The sequence below is a fragment of the Parendozoicomonas haliclonae genome (assembly GCF_900174585.1).
Lineage (GTDB): Bacteria > Pseudomonadota > Gammaproteobacteria > Pseudomonadales > Endozoicomonadaceae > Sansalvadorimonas > Sansalvadorimonas haliclonae.
Window position 1 is genome coordinate 1 of sequence record NZ_FWPT01000006.1, and the last position, 17,516, is coordinate 17,516.

Genomic DNA, 17,516 nt, shown 5'->3' on the forward strand with positions numbered 1-17,516 from the left:
GAATACATCACGTATTACAATACGCGACGTATCAAGGTGAAACTAAAAGGCCTGACGCCGGCGGAGTGCCGAAGTCAGGCCTTGCAAGCCGCTTAACCAAAGTGTCCAACTTTATGGGGTCACTTCAATCTGCCTTGGTTGGTTTTTCTGTTTCAGCGCACTGTATCGTAACGACCGGGAGCGCAGGTTGGGCGGAATACAATCTGCCATAGCTCTAGTGCCCGGGCACGAAAGGCTCCGGCGCACTGCTGCAGGTAATAGCGCCACATGCGGTAGAACGTCTGGTCATACTTATTCGGATACTGCTTGATCAGGTCAGGCCATGTCGCTTCAAAATTTTTGTGCCAGGCCATCAGGGTTTTGTCGTAGTCCGGCCCAAAGTTGTGCCAGTCCTCCATCACCAGCAACCCTTCATAGGCTTGGCTGATCTGTACAGCAGAAGGAATTTTTCCGTTCGGGAAAATGTATTTCTGTATCCAGGGGTCACATTCTGAGCTGGTGATATTTCCTCCAATCGTATGCAGAAGAAAAATGCCATCAGGCTTCAGACACTTTGAGGCAACCTTGAAGTAGGTCTGGTAATTTTTCAGGCCGACATGCTCAAACATGCCCACGGATACAATACGGTCAAAATGACCTTCCAGCTCTCGGTAGTCTTCCAGCAAAACAGTGATGGGAAGGTCTTTATGCTTTTGCAGAATGAGTTGCTGCTGTTCTTTGGAAACCGTGATGCCGACAACGGCAACGCCGTATTTCTCTGCCGCATAATGGGCCAGTCCTCCCCAGCCGCAACCAATATCCAGCAGAGTCATGCCCGGTTCCAGTTTTAGTTTGCGGCAGATCAGATCGAGTTTGTTCTGTTGGGCTGCGGCAAGATTGTCTGCGTTTTTCCAGTAGCCACAGCTGTACTGCATGTAAGGGTCAAGCATACGTTCAAACAGTTCGTTGCCGGTGTCGTAGTGATGCTCGCCCACATGGAAGGCGCGCTTAACGGACTGCTGGTTCCAGACATGGCTGACAATCCATAAATAAATATGCTGCCAACGGGTCATGGACTCACCATCCTGCTCTTTCATCAGCAGCCGAAAGAACAGTTCATCCAGAGCATCACAGTCCCACCAACCTTCCATATAACTTTCACCCAGGCCCATGGAACGCTCTCTCTTTATGCGATCCAGAAGGTCGGGATTGTGAACAGTGATATCCCAGGCTCTGGGGCCGTTGAGTTTTATATCCGCCTCTTCCAGCCATGTTTCGACAATGTCCGGTGCATCGGCGTGAGTTTGATTGATGGCTGAGTCGCTATTCAGGGGCATCGTTCAATACCTGCTGCAGTCACTGGAACGAATCAATCAGAAAGGAAGTTCAGGATAGTGCAGCTTTCCCGAGCTAACCTGCACTATCCGGAACTATGCTGTTAAGTGATGCTTATATTTGTAGGCATCCGAATCAGGTTTTTTGCTGTATAAGTAAGGAAGCAAAGATACGGGTTCCTGCTTCTTTTGTACGAATGGCGCAAGTAGCGAACAAGAAATGATCAGGCTCAGTTTTCTGCCAAGGTTGCGTCAGCTATGGCAGTAACTCTACAATTTGCTGCAATGGCCGCAGTTATCTGGATGCCGTGAACAGCGCACGTGCAGACATGAGGTCGTTACCTGACAGGAGTCCATTGTGTGCATGCCGGGACCTTTCAAGGATCGGCTGGATTTCTGGACACTGTTTGTCGTCAGGTCTTTGTTACAGTAAAAGTTGTAATAACGGGCTTGAACAAACCGGCTTGTATTAACATGGCCTGTGACAAATGATTGTGTGAACAGTGGATGACAACGCTGATGACGGAGAACCTTATGGCCTGGAATGAGCCGGGTGGTAATAATCAGGACCCCTGGGGGGGCGGAAATAAAGGCAACAATCAGGGACCACCTGATCTGGATGAAGCCTTCCGTAAATTCCAACAGACACTGAAAGGCATCTTTGGTGGCAAAGGTGGTTCTAACGGAGGAAACCATTCCCGTGGCGGATCTGCCGGTCAGGGTGGGGGCGCTGGTCTGTGGATTGGTGTACTCGTCATAGCCGTGCTGGCCTACATCTGGAATGCCATTTACATCGTTGACGAAAAAGAGCGGGCAGTCATTCTGCGCTTTGGTAAATATGTTGAGACTGTTGATCCTGGTCTGAACATGTACTTCCCGCCGGTTGAAAGCAAATTCCAATATCCGGTTACCCAGATCAATACCTATCGTCTGAGTCAGAGCATGCTGACGGAAGACGAGAATATTGTCGAAGTGGCCATGTCTGTTCAGTACAACATCGCGGATCTGAAAGATTACGTCCTGAACGATTCCAACCCTGAGCAGTCCCTGAAGGAAGCCACTCAGAGTGCCCTGCGTCACGTAGTGGGCAGCTCCGAGATGGATATGGTTCTGACCGAAGGTCGTGCCGGTCTGGGTGAGGAAGTGAAGGAGCGTCTGCAGGATTACCTGGATCAGTACGGTTCCGGCCTCAACATTGTTCAGGTGAACATCGAGAGCTCCCAGCCTCCCCGTCAGGTTGTCGGTGCGTTCGATGACGTAATCCGTGCCCGTGAGGAAGAGCAGCGCGAAAAGAACAAGGCGGAAGCCTACGCCAACCAGATTATTCCTGAAGCCCGTGGTGACGCCCAGCGTATTCTGGAAGACGCCGAAGGTTACAAGCAGGAAGTGGTTTCTCGTGCAGAAGGTGACGCGGCGCGTTTCTCCAATCTGCTGGGCGAGTACAAGAAGGCTCCGGGTGTAACCCGCGAGCGTCTGTACATTGAAACCATGCAGGAACTGCTGGGTTCTACCAGCAAGGTTCTGGTTGATGTGGAAGGTGGCAACAACATGATGTATCTGCCGCTGGACAAACTGATGGATAGCAAAAAAGCCAAGGCTTCTGCCACTGGTATGAGTGCTCCGTCTCAGGTGACTCTGACCCAGGATGAAATCAGTGCGCTGGCCGATCAGGTCACGGCTGAAATCAACCGTCGTGTCAGCAGCACCCGTCAAGGGAGGACTGCACGATGAGTAATCGTCTGATATCTATTGTTATCGTTCTGGGTCTGGCGTTTATTGTCGGTGTCCAGAGCCTGTACATTGTGAACGAGCGTGAACGTGCGGTTCTGCTGCGCTTTGGTGAAATCGTCGATCCTGACGTTGAGCCAGGCCTGCATGTGAAGATCCCGTTCATCGACAAGGTGCGTGTATTTGACGGCCGCCTGATGGCGCTGGAAGTTCCACAGGCCCGTTTCCTGACTCTCGAGCAGAAAGCGGTAATCGTGGATGCCTACATCAAATGGCGCATCGAAGATGTTCAGAAGTTCTACAAGGCGACCAACGGTGATCTGTTCCGTGTGAAGCAGCTGCTGACCGCGCGTACCGACTCCAGCCTGCGTAACAGCTTCGGTGGTCTGACTCTGCACGAGGTGGTCTCTGGCCGTCGTGAAGAGATGATGCAGAACATCTCCGAAAGCCTGAACAAGGTGGCGATGGAAGAACTGGGTGTGGCTGTACGTGATGTGCGGGTTAAGAAAATCGACCTGCCTGAAGACGTAAGTGACTCCGTATTCCAGCGTATGGCTTCTGCCCGTGAAAAGGAAGCTCAGGAATACCGTTCCAAAGGTAAGGAAATGGGTAAAGGTGTGCGTGCAAACGCAGACCGTGAGCGCCGGGTGATTCTGGCGGACGCTTACCGCAAAGCAGAGATTCTGCGCGGTGAGGGTGATGCCCAGTCTGCGGCAATCTACGCCAAGGCTTACCAGCAGGATCCGGAGTTCTACTCCTTCTACCGTAGCCTGCAGGCTTACAAGGAATCCTTCAACAGCCCGTCCGACGTGCTGCTGCTGGAGCCTGACAGCGACTTCTTCAAGTTCCTGAACAAGTCTTCAGGCAACAAGTAAGCAATAAGCTGTTATAAAAACGCCCGCTTCATTTGAAGCGGGCGTTTTTGTTGGAGCGTTCTGCTTTTACTGGTCGTCGAGATAATCTTTCTGAGTGTAAGGTTTGCGCGGGTTTCCATGGATAATATCTATGGCGATATCCTTGTAGAGTTTGTCCGTTGCCGCGTTCTGCTCAAGCCTGAGCGCCTCGGATCGCGTCCGGATCTCTTCATCTGAATCCAACTGGTAAACATCCTCCAGCCGTTCATGGAAGCTTTCGCTCAGCTTAGCTTCATATCCTGCGTAATCTTGCTGCATTCTTGCTTTAAAAGGAGGCCAAAGCAGGAGTTCATCCGCCAGAGCACCATCATTCATACTCTCGCTGTAGGCTTTCACCGTAGCGAGCGCATCATTGAGCATCTTCCGGGTTACATAGGAATAAGCCGCATAGCGCATTTTCTGGCCGGGAGGGATAGGCAGGTCGAGTGCTTTTTGCAGCTCAAGCAGATAGATGAGTTTAACCTCAACATGGTCAGGTTTTGGCCCCTGCGAGTGTTTATAGTCGTGGAGTTGTTTCTGATAGGTTTCCTCAACCAGTTCTTCGACCTTTTGCAGGCGAAGCTCGCCGCGTTTGAGCTCAACCAGATCTTGCAGAGTGCCTTCTTTCTGGATTTTCGCAAACCGGGCGGCGACATACATATCGTTCAACACCTGCAGAGCACCGTCGGCACAGGTCTCGTTTATCTCGATCATATGCTCGGTACAGGCTGCCATAATATCCGGGTCTGCCTGCATCTGTTCGAGGACAGTAATAAGTGTTCTGGCTTCCTCTCTTGCTTTGGAGGGATTGGAATAGTCTTTAAATTCCATCAACTTGACTAAATAAACATTAAGGGCTGTTAGCGTGCGTTCACTGAAGGTTTTCTCAAAATTGTCGGGAAGCCTTTTGCCAGCCAGATGAAACCAGAGCTGTAATTTTTCATTCAGCGACATACGGGACGCTGCAACGTTTTTGCGTGGGCTTCTTACCACAATATCCATATCTCGGGTGCGATGAGAGAACATCCACTCTGCGACTTGCATAGGGGTGGGATTGTTGTTGTAAAAAAGAATGCGGCAAGGCTCGTGCTGTTCAAGCTCCAGTAGCTGGTCCGGAACCCTTTCAAACAAGTTGTGCTGAAGTTCAAGGTGCTCGAGGTGCTTAAGCCTCCCTAGTCCGTCTGGCAGGGTTGAAAGCGCGTTATAGCCGACACAGAGCTGCTCCAGCCTCTTTAGTGAGATGATTTCAGCAGGTAACTCCGTCAGCTGGTTGTACCCCAGATCCAATACTTTAAGGTTCTTGAGTGCAGAAACTTCGGCTGGCAGGCTGTTTAGCTTACAGCTGGCCAGTCTCAGACTGGATATCCACGAGAGTTCCCAGAGAGTGTCGGGGAGGCTGCCAAGGGAAAGGTCGCAAAGATTAATGGTGCTTGATCCCTGATTTACAGCATTCATAATCCGATGGGAGGCCTCCAGACGATGGCTTTTTTCACTATCGTTGGCCGCCTCGCTCACCCAGCGTGTCAATTGCTCGCCCTGTGTCGGGGAGAGCCCACTCAGATAACCTATTGCCCGATCAGCCAGCCGAACCAGAGGCGGAGCCGAACTTATTAGCGAGCGGCTTTTCTTCAGAAGGTAAAGAACGGGCTTGCCGACCAGGGCGGAAACAACCCTTTTTGTGCGGCTTTGCTGAGGCACAAGAAAATTGGGCGCAGTGTCGCTGGCAGTAATTCGACGCTCCTGAATCGATCTCTGCTCGACAGGCCTCTCGCCCGAGGTTGGAATCTGCGGTGTGACATTGGTGCCAGATGGCGGCAATGACTCTTTGGGAGGCAGTGGTTCCAGAGGTTGAGGGCTGGCTGGTTGTCCGGAAGGGGGGATTCTTGGTTCCATAATTTTATCTGTCCTGATCCTACAGGAAATATCGGGAACCAGAGCCGGATCATAAGTGGCAGCTCACCAGCATCACAGAGATGCGGATGTTTTCAGCTGCTCTTCCACCATACCGACAAAGCAGCGCAGAGCCTGGCTGGGATGGCGGTTGTTGGGATAAACGGCCCAGATATCTTCGTGTAGAGGCCGATACGACTCCATCAGCCGAATCAGACTGCCAGACTCCAGAGCCCCCCGAACGTAATGATCAGGGAGCTGGGCAATCCCCAACCCTTTACAGGCCGCCTCGACCAGAACCAGCCCGCTGTTGCAGCGAAACTCTCCCTTTACTCTCAGGGCAATATCCTGCCCGCCCTGATGGAAGTGCCAGATATCCGAAGTGCCAATCAGGCAACGGTGTTGGGCTAACTCATCGGGTCGCTCTGGTGTTCCTGAGAGCGAGAGGTATTCTGGGGAGGCGCAAACTGTCAGCCCCCGGGTAGCCAGTCGGCGGGCTTTCATGGTGGAGTCTGGCAACTTGCCGGTGCGGATGGCCAGATCAATACCCTCTTCAACCAGGTCGAGGCGATGGTTGGTCAGTACCAAATCTGCTTTTACATCTCGGTAGATGGCACAGAATTGAGTAAGCACCGGGGCAATCATCTGTTCACCAAAATTGGCCGGCGCCGTGATGCGAAGGTTGCCTCGAGGCTCGCTGTGCTGTTCGCTGATCTGCTGTTGAATATCGGACAGCGCATCAAGTAGTGGACGACAATGCTTGTACAGCGTCCGACCGCTGTCGGTCAGGCTGACCCGGCGGGTTGTGCGATAAAACAGTTGCGTAGATAAGCGGCTTTCAAGAAACGACACTTGTCTACTGACCTGTGCCGTCGATATGGCAAGTCGCTGGGCCGCCTGAGTAAAGGACTCACACTCGGCCACAGCTATAAACTCGTTTATGCCTTCCCACTGAATCATAGGATTGTTACTGTCAGGTAAAAATGAATTGCGGTGTGGCTAGATTATCACCTTCGGCTGAAAGAATAGAATGCATTCCTATTGTGAGGCCGTGCACTAGACACAAGATGTCTGCATAAAAGCCTGAATCTGTATAACGAGGACTGACATGACTGCATCTGTTCTGAAATCCCGCGCTGCGGTTGCCTGGGGAGCGGGTAAGCCGCTGACTATCGAGACTGTCGATGTCGCTCCACCAAAGGCCGGTGAAGTCCGTGTAAGAATTGTGGCAACCGGTGTTTGCCATACTGATGCCTTCACGCTTTCCGGTGATGATCCTGAAGGTATCTTCCCAGCCATTCTTGGTCATGAAGGTGCCGGTATTGTGGAGTCTGTCGGCGAAGGTGTAACCAGCGTACAGGTTGGCGACCATGTTATTCCGCTTTACACCCCGGAATGTGGTGAGTGTAAGTTCTGTAAATCCGGCAAGACCAACCTGTGCCAGAAGATTCGTGAGACCCAGGGCAAGGGCCTGATGCCGGATGGCACCACCCGCTTCTCTATCGATGGTCAGCCTATCTATCACTACATGGGTACTTCGACCTTCTCCGAGTACACCGTACTGCCAGAAATTTCTCTGGCAAAAATTAACCCTGAAGCGCCTCTGGAAGAGGTCTGCCTGCTGGGTTGTGGTGTCACCACCGGCATGGGTGCAGTAAGCAATACCGCTAAAGTAGAACCAGGCGACACGGTTGCTGTATTTGGTCTGGGCGGTATTGGTCTGTCCGTTATTATCGGTGCTGCAATGGCAGGTGCTGGCCGCATCATTGCTATTGATATTAACGAGAGCAAATTTGAGCTGGCTCGTAAGCTGGGCGCGACCGACTGCATCAACCCGAAGGATTACGACAAGTCCATTCAGGAAGTGATTGTTGAAATGACGGATGGTGGCGTTGAGTACTCCTTCGAGTGCATTGGTAATGTGCATGTGATGCGCAGTGCGCTGGAATGCTGCCACAAGGGTTGGGGTGAGTCTGTCATCATCGGTGTAGCCGGTGCCGGTCAGGAGATCAGCACCCGTCCATTCCAGCTGGTAACCGGTCGGGTATGGCGTGGTTCTGCTTTCGGTGGTGTGAAAGGCCGCTCCCAGCTGCCAGAGTATGTTGAGCGTTACATGAATGGTGAGTTCAAGTTGGATGACTTCATCACTCATACTATGAGCCTTGATGATATCAATGACGCTTTTGATCTGATGCACGAAGGCAAAAGCATTCGCACCGTTATCCACTATAACAAGTAAAACCATCCAGTAGCCGGCTCTTCATTGATGAAGGGCCGGTAGAGGTATCAAGCATGTCCCGACTCACTGAAGTGAGTGCCAATCGCAGCTTTGGGGGTTGGCACAAACAGTTTGAATTTGATTCCCAATCGTTGAACGGTAAAACCCGTTTCGCGATTTATCTGCCACCATCTGCCACTGCGGAAACGCCGGTTCCTGTTCTTTACTGGTTGTCAGGTCTGACCTGTACCGATGAGAACTTTATGCAGAAGGCTGGCGCTCACCGTGCCGCGGCTGAGCTGGGGATTGCCATTGTGGCTCCGGACACCAGCCCACGAGGTGAAGGTGCAGCAAATGCCGACCAGTATGATCTGGGGCAGGGTGCCGGGTTTTATCTGGATGCCTCGCAGCAGCCATGGGCCGAGCACTTCCGTATGGAAAGCTTCATTGTCGATGAGTTGCGCCAGATTGTGGAAGAAAGCTTCCCGGTGACCGGTGAGCGTTTTATCTCCGGACATTCCATGGGTGGTCACGGTGCTCTGGTGCTGTCTCTGCGCCATCCGGGTCTGTATCAGTCCGTATCGGCCTTCAGCCCAATCTGTAACCCGGTGAATGTTCCCTGGGGTATTGGTGCCTTTACTGCCTATCTTGGTGAAGAACAGAACCTGTGGGCAAGCCATGATGCCAGTGAGCTGATGCGTGCCTCCCAACCGGAACAGCATTGCCCGACTCTGGTGTCTCAGGGGCTGGCGGATCAGTTCCTCGAAGAGCAGCTGCACCCCCATGCACTGGTCAGCGCCGCCGAGCAGAGTGGTTATCCGCTTACGCTGGAACAGCACGAAGGCTATGACCATAGCTACTACTTTATTGCTTCGTTTATCGAACAGCATCTGCGGTTCCACCACGCCCAGAGGTAAAGCGTGCTATAAAACTGCAGTAGTCAGCAGGGTCGTCGCGGGAGGTTGTTATGGCCGGCGGATTTGCTAAAGATGGTGCGGTTAATGACCAGATTGAGGCTTCCCTTGATGATGCGGTGCGTGCTGCCCGCGCACAGCTGGGGCAAGGGGAAAGCGCTGAGTTCTGTGTGGATTGTGATGAGCCGATCCCTGAAGCCAGACGCAGGGCTTTGCCCGGTGTCCAGCGCTGCCTGAAGTGCCAAAGTGCATTGGATGGGCAGTTTCAGGCCGGCGCCCTGTATAACCGCCGAGGCAGTAAGGACAGCCAGTTACGTTAGGGGTTATGTAAAGTAACAATGCCTCAGGCTAAACATCCGGTAATTAATGTTACTTCAGTGAAGAATAAGGATGTTTAGCGGTTAACGTGCGGCGATCTAACATGATATGATCTTGCAAACCGGGTAGCGAACCCGGTTTTTTCGTGTGTGGCGTATGCTCACGGGTTCACTTTGGAGGGGTCATGGATTTCTGGCAGGAGTTAGGCGTTGCCTTCTGTCTGATGCTTGTGCTTGAGGGCATAATACCTTTCCTGTACCCGCAACGCTGGCGGCAACTGGTAGCACAGTTGGCCAAAGTCGATGATCGCAGCTTGAGAATCACCGGGCTGATCAGCATGATCATCGGTACCGGTCTGTTGTATCTCATACGTTGACGGGCCACACACATGATTACGCTCACTCAGATAACAAATAGGAAACAGGCTGCCGTTTTATGCAGTCTGGAAATAAAATCACCCTATCCGAGCGTAATGGAGCTGCAAGGCTCCGCTGCAAATAATAAGCTTCGTTTAAGCATTTCCAGAATTACAAAAGCAGTACCTGTCAGCAACAGAAACAGGAGATGGGGAGTATGACAATAGCGGATCGCTGGCTATTGCCCGATGGCATTGAGGAAGTCCTGCCACCAGAAGCCTGGAAAGTTGAGCATATGCGCCGGGATGTGCTGGATCTCTACAGCAGCTGGGGCTATGACCTTGTAATCCCCCCGCATATTGAATTCCTGGAATCCCTCTCGACAGGTTCAGGCAGTGATCTGGATCTGATGACCTTTAAGGTAACCGATCAATTATCCGGTCGTACTCTGGGTCTGCGGGCTGACACCACACCTGCTGTTGCCCGTATTGATGCCCACACCCTGCGCAAAGATTGCCCGGTTCGCCTCTGTTATGCCGGCAGTGTTTTCCATACCCGTCCAGCTTCCCTGACTGCTTCCCGCACACCGATTCAGGTGGGTGCTGAGCTGTATGGTCATGCCGGTCCGGAAAGCGATATGGAAGTGATTGCCCTGATGCTGGAAACTCTGGCATTGGCTGGCCTGTGCGCACCTTCCATGGATCTTGGACATGTCGGTATCTTCCGCCAGCTGATTGAAGAATCCGGTATCAGTAAGGCTGTGGAAGAGCAGTTGTTTGATGCACTGCAGCGCAAAGCTTCCGGCGAAATGAAAGCGATTCTTGTTGATGCCGGCATTGATGGTGATTATCAGGCCATGCTGATGGCGCTGCCTGATCTGTGTGGCGATATCTCTGTTTTGAATAAAGCCCGCAAACTGTTTGCGAAAGCGTCTCCGATTATTCTGGAGGCGGTGGATACGGTTGAGGCGATTGCTAAACGTATTCAGGCTTCTTACCCGGCAGTGTCCCTGTATTTCGATCTCGGCGAGCTGCGTGGCTATAACTACCATACGGGTGTCGTGTTTGCGGCCTATATGCCTAATGAAGGGCAGGCTGTTGCCAAAGGCGGCCGTTATGATGGTATTGGCGCCTCATTTGGCCGTGCTCGTCCGGCAACCGGATTTAGTACCGATCTGAAAGTTTTATTAAGGCTTGGAAATGCTCAGGACACTGATCTGCCAAGCCCGATACTCGCACCACCTGAAGCTGACCCTGCGATTGTGCGTAAGCTGCGCAGCCAGGGAGAGCGCGTGGTAAACCGTCTCTATGATCGACCAGACGCTGCACAGCGCCTTGGTTGTGATCGGGAACTCAAGCATGTGGATGGCCAGTGGCAGGTTGTTCCTGTTACCAGCTGAACCCAGGCATGGAGAATGGCTGAGCCGTAGACGGAAGTAGACGGCTTCGGTTTTTTTTTTAACGAGAAGATGTGATGGGCAAGAACGTTGTCATTCTGGGCACCCAATGGGGTGATGAAGGTAAAGGCAAGATCGTTGATCTGCTGACAGATCAGGCTTCTGCTGTTGTACGTTACCAGGGCGGCCATAACGCCGGCCATACTCTGGTGATCGACGGCGAGAAAACCGTTCTGCACCTGATCCCTTCCGGCATCCTGCGTGAAAACGTGACCTGCTACATCGGTAACGGTGTGGTACTGGCTCCAGATGCACTGCTGAAGGAAATGGCTGGCCTGGAAGCTCGTGGTGTTCCTGTTCGTGAGCGTCTGCGTATCAGCCCGGCCTGTCCGCTGATCCTGCCTTATCACGTTGCTCTGGATCAGGCCCGTGAAATCGCTCGTGGCGAAGCTAAGATCGGTACTACCGGTCGTGGTATCGGCCCTGCGTACGAAGACAAGGTTGCCCGTCGTGGTCTGCGTGTTTCCGACCTGATGCACCCAGAGCGTTTCGCCGTGAAACTGAAAGAAGTTATGGAATACCACAACTTCGCGCTGGAGCACTTCTACAAGGTTGAGCCTCTGAACTACGAAGAGGTTCTGGAGCAGTCTCTGGAGTGGGGCCGTCAGATCGAATCCATGGTTGACCGTGTGACTGACAACCTGCACGAGCGTCGTCGTAACGGTGAAAACATCCTTTTTGAAGGTGCCCAGGGTTCCCTGCTGGATATCGACCACGGTACTTACCCGTTCGTAACTTCCTCCAACACCACTGCTGGTGGCGTTGCTACCGGTTCCGGCGTTGGCCCTCTGTACCTGGATTACGTTCTGGGTATCACCAAGGCTTACACCACCCGCGTAGGTTCCGGTCCATTTCCGACTGAACTGTTCGACGAAACCGGCAACCATCTGGGCGTGAAAGGTAACGAGTTTGGTGCGACCACCGGCCGTAAGCGTCGTTGTGGCTGGCTGGACGCCGTTGCTCTGCGTCAGTCCGTACAGATCAACAGTGTGTCCGGCATCTGCCTGACCAAGCTGGACGTTCTGGATGGTCTGGAAACCGTGAAGATCTGTACCGGTTACACCAATGCCGCTGGTGAAGCGATCGTTACCCCTAACGATGCGGAAGAGTGGGAAGAAATCACCCCAGTCTACGAAGAGATGCCAGGCTGGTCCGAGACCACATTCGGTGCCAAGACTCTGGAAGAGCTGCCAGCCAACGCTATCAACTACATCAAGCGTGTAGAAGAAGTGATTGGTGCGCCGGTTGATATCATCTCTACCGGTCCAGACCGCGTAGAAACCATCATCCTGCGTCACTCCTTCGATTCACAGATCTGATTGGATATGTGATCTTTGCTACGGCTGCCTTGGCAGCCGTAGCAGCCCTATCAGGCTGCCAGCCCTGCTGTTTTATAAGCAGCCGTCAGAATAGAAAACCGCCCGAAAATCCCCCGGATATCTTCATAGGTCGCGCTGGGCTTCAGTCCGTGATCGCCCTGAATAGCGCTGGAGAAGCGGAAGCAGTGACCCATCGTGTAGTAGTAATCCGGAATAGGGTTGCATCCCATCAGCTGCAGATGATCAGCGAAATTGGTGAAGTCTGCCCACCCGTCAACTTCCTCGACAATCAAACTGTTGATTTTGATAATCGCAGCAAAGGGCAGCACTGCGAGACCAGCCAGTAAGGCTCTTTTGCGTGAGCATGGCTCAACAGATAGGCCATCCTTGGTATACGTTGGTGCATTCTCGGTAACAATAAGTGGCGCACCCTTGGTAATTGTCGTGAACAGTGCACTACCGGCACGGTCACACAGGCGGCTGATATTGCTCAGAACGTAGAAAGGATTAAAGGCTCTGGCCACATTGCGGACGGTTAGAGACTTATAAATAAGGGAACCGAGAGATTCCTGTGTGCCTCGCAATACCTGTCCTTTTCCCGGAAAGCTTTGCACGGCTTCAGCAGATTTTCGCTCGGTCTGCTGTTCTGGAGTGAATACATTCGTCTCAACACTGGACTGCTTTCTGTAGCGGACAGCCATAGCCACCTCCTGATATTCCCTTTCAGACAATTCCTCACTTACTTGGATACTGGCAGGCTGTTTAAGTTGCTAACAGCGATGTTGGCTCGACTAACACTTCCGGCAGGAAGGTTGGGTGTTCTAAGACCAAAGTCGTATTGCGCAGCGATCTTTATGCCCGATGAATAATCAGCCCCGCACCCAGAGCGACCAGCAGACCACCAGTGAGACCGTGAAAGACCCGCTCCACTTTTGGGTTGGTTAGCCACACTCGGGCTCTATGGATCATCAGGGCGATAAGGCTCTGCCAAGCCATGGCGATCACAAAGTGTATGGCGGCTAGTGTTAGCGACTGGCTGATAGCGTTGCCGGCTGGATCGATAAACTGGGGAAGGAAGGCCATATAGAAAACGACCGTTTTCGGATTCAGGGCATTGGACAAAAAGCCCTCCCGGAAAGAGCGTAAAGCGGAAAATGTGAGAGGCTGCGTATCACTGGCCGAAAGGGATTGCCCGCTTTTTCTTATCTGCTTCAAACTGCCAATACCCAGCCAGATCAGATAAGCCGCCCCTGCCAGTTTGAGCAGACTGAACAAACTGGCCGATTGCAGCAAAATAACGGATACGCCGGCCGCAGAGACCAGCGCATGCATAAACAGGGCGCTGCAGATACCCAGGCTGGTGATCAGACCATCTGCCAAACCACCACGACTGGTGTTACGCATGACAATCAGCGTATCGGCCCCGGGGGCAAGGGAGAGCAGTATAAGGGCAATAATGGCGGGCCAGAGTTCTATCGGCATGATCCGTTGCTTACCGGTTGTTGAAATCGGATGCAGCTTAACCGATTTTGAGATGTCAGGTGCTTTGCATTTTTTCTGTCAGGCTGATCTACTGCGATCATCTTTCATCTGATACGCGAATGCGCGCCCTATGAGCTTGAGATCATTACCTTTCCGTACCTTGCGTCTTGCCGGTGCTTTGCTGTTGTCCACGTCCCTGATGCTGTCCGGTCCTGTTGCTGCGGAAGAGCAACCACCGGTACTGATGCCGGAAATTATGGAACAGCTGAATATTTCCAAAGAGCAGGCCAATGCAAGCATGACTGCGCTTTTGGCCTTTGCCAAAGAACAGATGGATGCCGGCCACTTCGACAAGTTGGTAGCCGCGATGCCAGAAACAATGGCGCTGGTACAGAGCCTGCCAGAGAAAGCTGAAGAGTCAGGCTTCAGCCTGAGCAAACTGACTGGCGGTGCATCCGAGCTGTTAAGCCAGCTACAGGAGCAGGGGCTGAATGCAGAAAAGATGCAGCAGTTTGTGGATATGATTGTGCAGTATGTGAAAGAGAATGATGCCGAGATCGCTCAAACTCTGAAAGAAACTATCCCAACCAATGTTGAGGATGCAAAAAGCGCGGTTTTGAAATTTCTGCAGGAGCAGGAATAACCCCCATCTTTCGATTTCAGGTGATGTCAGCTGTACTGACATCACTGTCAGTCACTCCCCCCAAAACTTTCCATAAAGTCCCTGTTTCCCTGCATCCTTGTCATCGCCTGAATCCCGCTGTGGGCGTATACTTGGCGACATAAACCGTTTTTAGAGAAAAATATGTCCACATCATGGCGGTCCGATGACCCCGATGCCGGCCTTGAGGCCAGCAAATATGATAATCCTGTTCCCAGCCGTACCCTGATTCTCCAGCATCTGGAGAAGCGTGGTGCGCCGGCTCACTATGAGCTTTTGGTTCAGGAGTTCGGGATTGACGACGCCGACGAGCAGGAAGGCCTGCGGCGCCGGCTGATTGCCATGGTGCGGGATGGGCAGCTGATTCAGACTCGCAAGGGTGCCTTTGGTCCGCTCGATAAGATGGATCTGATTGTCGGGACCGTTCAAGGCCACCGTGATGGTTTTGGCTTTGTTATTCCCAAAGAAGGTGGCGATGATCTGTTCCTGACGGCTCGTCAGATGAAGGAGTTGTTCGACGGAGACCGCGTAGTCGTGCGGGAAACGGATGTTGATAACCGTGGTCGTCGTTACTGTGCTCTTGTCGATATTATCGAACGCAGCGTGACTCAGGTTGTCGGCCCTTACCATGAAGAAGATGGTCTGGGTTTTGTGGTGCCTGAAGGCCGTCGGATGACCAATGAAGTGGTTATCGAGCCAGGTGCCTTAACACCGACTCCGGGCCAGATTGTGCTGGTGGATATCAAGGAATACCCGACCCGTCGCCATATGGCGATTGGTGTGATCCGTGAGATTCTCGGTGATCGTATGGATGCGGGCATGGAGATTGATATTGCCCTGCGCAGCCATGAGATTCCTTTTGAGTGGCCGGAGGCGGTCAAGAAGGCAACCAAAAGCTTCAAGCCGGAAGTCGCCGAGAAAGACAAACAGCATCGTATAGATATGCGTGCAGTGCCGTTTGTAACCATCGATGGAGAAGATGCCCGTGACTTTGACGATGCGGTTTATGCCGAGAAGAAGCGCGGTGGCGGCTGGCGTCTGTTTGTAGCGATTGCCGATGTTTCCCATTATGTGAAACCAGGCTCGGCTCTGGACGATGAGGCGGTGAACCGCGGTAACTCGGTGTACTTCCCGGGTTATGTGGTCCCGATGCTTCCGGAGGTTCTCTCCAACGGTCTGTGTTCTCTGAACCCTCATGTTGACCGTCTGGCGATGATCTGTGAAATGACCATCAGCGCCAAGGGCAAGATGAGCGGCTATAAGTTCTACGAAGGCGTTATCTGCTCACACGCTCGTCTGACCTACACCAAGGTCGGCAAGATGCTTCAGGAAGCCGAGACGGAAGAAGGTGCTGCGCTGCGTGCGGAATACGCCGATGTGGTCAAGCATGTCGATACACTATACGACCTTTACCATGTACTGCGCAGCGTACGTGATGAGCGGGGCGCAATTGATTTCGAGACGACAGAGACCCGTATCGTCTTTGATCGTAACCGCAAGATTGAAAAGATTGTTCCTGTCGTTCGTAACGATGCCCACAAGCTGATCGAAGAGTGCATGCTGTGTGCGAACGTGGCGACGGCCAAGTTTCTTGAGAAGCATGAGCTGCCGGCACTCTATCGTGTGCACGAAGGCCCGACCGACAAGAAGCTGGAAAGCCTGAAGTCTTTCCTTGGTGAGCTGGGCTTGAGCCTGCCGGGCCGTAACCAGCCAACACCGAAAGATTATCAGCAACTGTTGAACTCTATTGCTGAGCGTGGCGATGCTCATGTGATTCAGGTGATGCTGCTGCGTTCCTTGAGTCAGGCGGTATACGACCCAGAGAACAACGGTCACTTTGGTTTGGCCTACTCAGCCTATGCTCACTTCACCTCGCCGATTCGCCGTTACCCGGATCTTTTGGTACATAGGGCGATTCGTTATGTGATTCGTTCCGAGCGTGAAACCAAGCATGTAGAGCGAGCAGAAGGTGCGAAGCCTCTCAAGAAGAACGCTATCTTCCCGTACGACTTCGAGCAGATGATCCAGTTGGGTGAACAGTGTTCCATGACCGAGCGTCGTGCGGATGATGCCACCCGTGATGTGACCGATTGGCTGAAGTGCGAATACATCCAGAACCATATTGGTGATGTTTTTGAAGGTGTGATCTCCACCGTGACCGGCTTTGGTCTGTTTGTGGAGCTGACCGATATCTTCGTCACCGGCTTGGTACATATCAGTGCACTGCCAGGTGATTACTATCACTATGATTCTGCTCAGCAGCGCTTGGTAGGCGAGCGCACCGCCATGAGCTTCCGTCTGGGTGATCCGGTGACCGTTCAGGTTGTGCGGGTTGATCTGGACGAGAAGAATATCGACTTTGAACTGGCCAATGCACCATCGGCCAGCCGTAAAGGTCGCCGCAAGACCGCCAAAGACCGTGATGGCTTTGCCAAAGACAAGGCCCGTGAGCGTGCTCAGTCCCGCCGCGCAACAGGTCGTAAGCCAAAGCCCAATGCCCCGGTCGAGCCGACGACAGCAGACAGCAGCTACCGTATGCGCCTGCTGGAAGAGCGTGGGAGAAAAGACGACGAGGTTTGGGAAAGCCGTCCTCCCTCGAGAAAAGGGCGCAAAGGTGCGACCTCTTCGCAGGAAGAAGGCAGCAAAGGGCGTAAGAAGTCCAAAGTCCGGAAGGACAAGGGTAAGCGGTCATCTGGCAAGAAAAAGGCGGCGGGCAAAACCGGACAGGTGAAAGCCAGTCAGGCGAAAGAGAGTGGTGTAAAGTCCACCCGTAAAAAGCCATCTGGTGCTAAACCTTCTACCAGTAAGGCATCTATCGGTAAAGCGTCTACCGGCAAGTCGTCGAACAACAAGAAGAGTTCTTCGACTGCGAACAAGCCTGCCCGTACGCCACGTAAGCGTCCGGCAAAAAAGTCTTAAATTAATTTCTCGTTCCTACGGTCCTCCGTAGGAACGCATACCTATCAAG

16 protein-coding genes are annotated in these 17,516 nt (G+C 52.7%); 11 read left to right on the plus strand and 5 right to left on the minus strand.

Annotation, left to right across the window (positions count from 1 at the left end):
* On the plus strand, window positions 1-96 hold a 96-nt coding region (locus tag EHSB41UT_RS13305), incomplete at its 5' end, for an IS3 family transposase (RefSeq protein ID WP_165767133.1).
* Between the two features lie 56 nt (window positions 97-152).
* Here the strand turns inward: EHSB41UT_RS13305 and cfa are convergent.
* A complete protein-coding gene (gene cfa / locus EHSB41UT_RS13310; RefSeq protein ID WP_087110634.1) occupies window positions 153-1,316 on the minus strand; it encodes a cyclopropane fatty acyl phospholipid synthase in 1,164 nt (387 codons plus the stop codon).
* A gap of 516 nt (window positions 1,317-1,832) precedes the next feature.
* Here cfa and hflK point away from each other — a divergent pair.
* Together hflK and hflC are read left to right on the plus strand one after the other, a co-directional pair.
* Window positions 1,833-3,044 carry an FtsH protease activity modulator HflK gene (gene hflK / locus EHSB41UT_RS13315; protein WP_242667310.1) on the plus strand — a complete coding sequence of 404 codons (1,212 nt, stop codon included), beginning with the start codon at window positions 1,833-1,835 and terminating at the stop codon, window positions 3,042-3,044.
* Window positions 3,041-3,916 (plus strand): protease modulator HflC, encoded by an 876-nt coding sequence (gene hflC / locus EHSB41UT_RS13320; protein ID WP_087110636.1) that lies wholly within the window; start codon window positions 3,041-3,043, stop codon window positions 3,914-3,916. Before hflK ends, hflC begins: the two co-directional genes overlap by 4 nt.
* A 66-nt stretch (window positions 3,917-3,982) precedes the next feature.
* Here hflC and EHSB41UT_RS13325 read toward each other — a convergent pair whose 3' ends face one another.
* A complete protein-coding gene (locus tag EHSB41UT_RS13325; protein WP_087110638.1) occupies window positions 3,983-5,827 on the minus strand; it encodes an NEL-type E3 ubiquitin ligase domain-containing protein in 1,845 nt (614 codons plus the stop codon).
* A gap of 72 nt (window positions 5,828-5,899) precedes the next feature.
* Window positions 5,900-6,784 carry a LysR substrate-binding domain-containing protein gene (locus EHSB41UT_RS13330; protein WP_207626642.1) on the minus strand — a complete coding sequence of 295 codons (885 nt, stop codon included), beginning with the start codon at window positions 6,782-6,784 and terminating at the stop codon, window positions 5,900-5,902.
* Window positions 6,785-6,932: 148 nt separating this feature from the next.
* On the opposite strand from EHSB41UT_RS13330, the gene EHSB41UT_RS13335 reads away from it, so the two are divergent.
* From EHSB41UT_RS13335 to EHSB41UT_RS13360, 6 genes are all read left to right on the plus strand, one after another.
* Window positions 6,933-8,063: an S-(hydroxymethyl)glutathione dehydrogenase/class III alcohol dehydrogenase gene (locus EHSB41UT_RS13335; protein ID WP_087110640.1), complete on the plus strand. Its 1,131-nt coding sequence runs from the start codon at window positions 6,933-6,935 to the stop codon at window positions 8,061-8,063.
* Window positions 8,064-8,116: 53 nt separating this feature from the next.
* Window positions 8,117-8,959: an S-formylglutathione hydrolase gene (gene fghA / locus EHSB41UT_RS13340; RefSeq protein ID WP_087110642.1), complete on the plus strand. Its 843-nt coding sequence runs from the start codon at window positions 8,117-8,119 to the stop codon at window positions 8,957-8,959.
* A gap of 50 nt (window positions 8,960-9,009) precedes the next feature.
* A complete protein-coding gene (locus tag EHSB41UT_RS13345) occupies window positions 9,010-9,276 on the plus strand; it encodes a DksA/TraR family C4-type zinc finger protein (RefSeq protein ID WP_087110644.1) in 267 nt (88 codons plus the stop codon).
* 182 nt (window positions 9,277-9,458) lie between these two features.
* Window positions 9,459-9,650: a DUF2065 domain-containing protein gene (locus tag EHSB41UT_RS13350; protein WP_087110646.1), complete on the plus strand. Its 192-nt coding sequence runs from the start codon at window positions 9,459-9,461 to the stop codon at window positions 9,648-9,650.
* A 197-nt stretch (window positions 9,651-9,847) separates the two neighbouring features.
* Window positions 9,848-11,029, plus strand: coding sequence for an ATP phosphoribosyltransferase regulatory subunit (locus EHSB41UT_RS13355; protein WP_087110648.1), 1,182 nt, complete (start codon window positions 9,848-9,850; stop codon window positions 11,027-11,029).
* Between the two features lie 74 nt (window positions 11,030-11,103).
* Window positions 11,104-12,405 carry an adenylosuccinate synthase gene (locus EHSB41UT_RS13360; protein ID WP_087110650.1) on the plus strand — a complete coding sequence of 434 codons (1,302 nt, stop codon included), beginning with the start codon at window positions 11,104-11,106 and terminating at the stop codon, window positions 12,403-12,405.
* A gap of 50 nt (window positions 12,406-12,455) precedes the next feature.
* Here the strand turns inward: EHSB41UT_RS13360 and EHSB41UT_RS13365 are convergent, their stop codons facing one another.
* Both EHSB41UT_RS13365 and EHSB41UT_RS13370 read right to left on the minus strand, forming a co-directional pair.
* The gene (locus tag EHSB41UT_RS13365) at window positions 12,456-13,106 is read right to left on the minus strand and encodes a hypothetical protein (RefSeq protein ID WP_087110652.1); all 651 of its coding nucleotides are present in this window, start codon (window positions 13,104-13,106) and stop codon (window positions 12,456-12,458) included.
* Between the two features lie 151 nt (window positions 13,107-13,257).
* A complete protein-coding gene (locus EHSB41UT_RS13370) occupies window positions 13,258-13,887 on the minus strand; it encodes a LysE family translocator (protein WP_087110654.1) in 630 nt (209 codons plus the stop codon).
* 130 nt (window positions 13,888-14,017) lie between these two features.
* Between EHSB41UT_RS13370 and EHSB41UT_RS13375 the strand changes: the two genes are divergently transcribed.
* Entirely contained in the window at window positions 14,018-14,530 is a 513-nt protein-coding gene (locus tag EHSB41UT_RS13375) for a DUF2780 domain-containing protein (protein ID WP_087110656.1), read from the plus strand.
* A gap of 162 nt (window positions 14,531-14,692) precedes the next feature.
* Entirely contained in the window at window positions 14,693-17,467 is a 2,775-nt protein-coding gene (rnr, locus tag EHSB41UT_RS13380; RefSeq protein WP_087110658.1) for a ribonuclease R, read from the plus strand.
* The last annotated feature ends 49 nt before the right edge of the window (window positions 17,468-17,516 follow it).

Excerpts from the sequence above, each read along its gene's own strand:
- cfa (WP_087110634.1), bottom strand. The coding sequence starts at position 1,316 with ATGCCCCTGAATAGCGACTCAGCCATCAATCAAACTCACGCCGATGCA.
- hflK (WP_242667310.1), top strand. The coding sequence starts at position 1,833 with ATGACGGAGAACCTTATGGCCTGGAATGAGCCGGGTGGTAATAATCAG.
- hflC (WP_087110636.1), top strand. The coding sequence starts at position 3,041 with ATGAGTAATCGTCTGATATCTATTGTTATCGTTCTGGGTCTGGCGTTT.
- EHSB41UT_RS13325 (WP_087110638.1), bottom strand. The coding sequence starts at position 5,827 with ATGGAACCAAGAATCCCCCCTTCCGGACAACCAGCCAGCCCTCAACCT.
- EHSB41UT_RS13330 (WP_207626642.1), bottom strand. The coding sequence starts at position 6,784 with ATGATTCAGTGGGAAGGCATAAACGAGTTTATAGCTGTGGCCGAGTGT.
- EHSB41UT_RS13335 (WP_087110640.1), top strand. The coding sequence starts at position 6,933 with ATGACTGCATCTGTTCTGAAATCCCGCGCTGCGGTTGCCTGGGGAGCG.
- fghA (WP_087110642.1), top strand. The coding sequence starts at position 8,117 with ATGTCCCGACTCACTGAAGTGAGTGCCAATCGCAGCTTTGGGGGTTGG.
- EHSB41UT_RS13345 (WP_087110644.1), top strand. The coding sequence starts at position 9,010 with ATGGCCGGCGGATTTGCTAAAGATGGTGCGGTTAATGACCAGATTGAG.
- EHSB41UT_RS13350 (WP_087110646.1), top strand. The coding sequence starts at position 9,459 with ATGGATTTCTGGCAGGAGTTAGGCGTTGCCTTCTGTCTGATGCTTGTG.
- EHSB41UT_RS13355 (WP_087110648.1), top strand. The coding sequence starts at position 9,848 with ATGACAATAGCGGATCGCTGGCTATTGCCCGATGGCATTGAGGAAGTC.
- EHSB41UT_RS13360 (WP_087110650.1), top strand. The coding sequence starts at position 11,104 with ATGGGCAAGAACGTTGTCATTCTGGGCACCCAATGGGGTGATGAAGGT.
- EHSB41UT_RS13365 (WP_087110652.1), bottom strand. The coding sequence starts at position 13,106 with ATGGCTGTCCGCTACAGAAAGCAGTCCAGTGTTGAGACGAATGTATTC.
- EHSB41UT_RS13370 (WP_087110654.1), bottom strand. The coding sequence starts at position 13,887 with ATGCCGATAGAACTCTGGCCCGCCATTATTGCCCTTATACTGCTCTCC.
- EHSB41UT_RS13375 (WP_087110656.1), top strand. The coding sequence starts at position 14,018 with ATGAGCTTGAGATCATTACCTTTCCGTACCTTGCGTCTTGCCGGTGCT.
- rnr (WP_087110658.1), top strand. The coding sequence starts at position 14,693 with ATGTCCACATCATGGCGGTCCGATGACCCCGATGCCGGCCTTGAGGCC.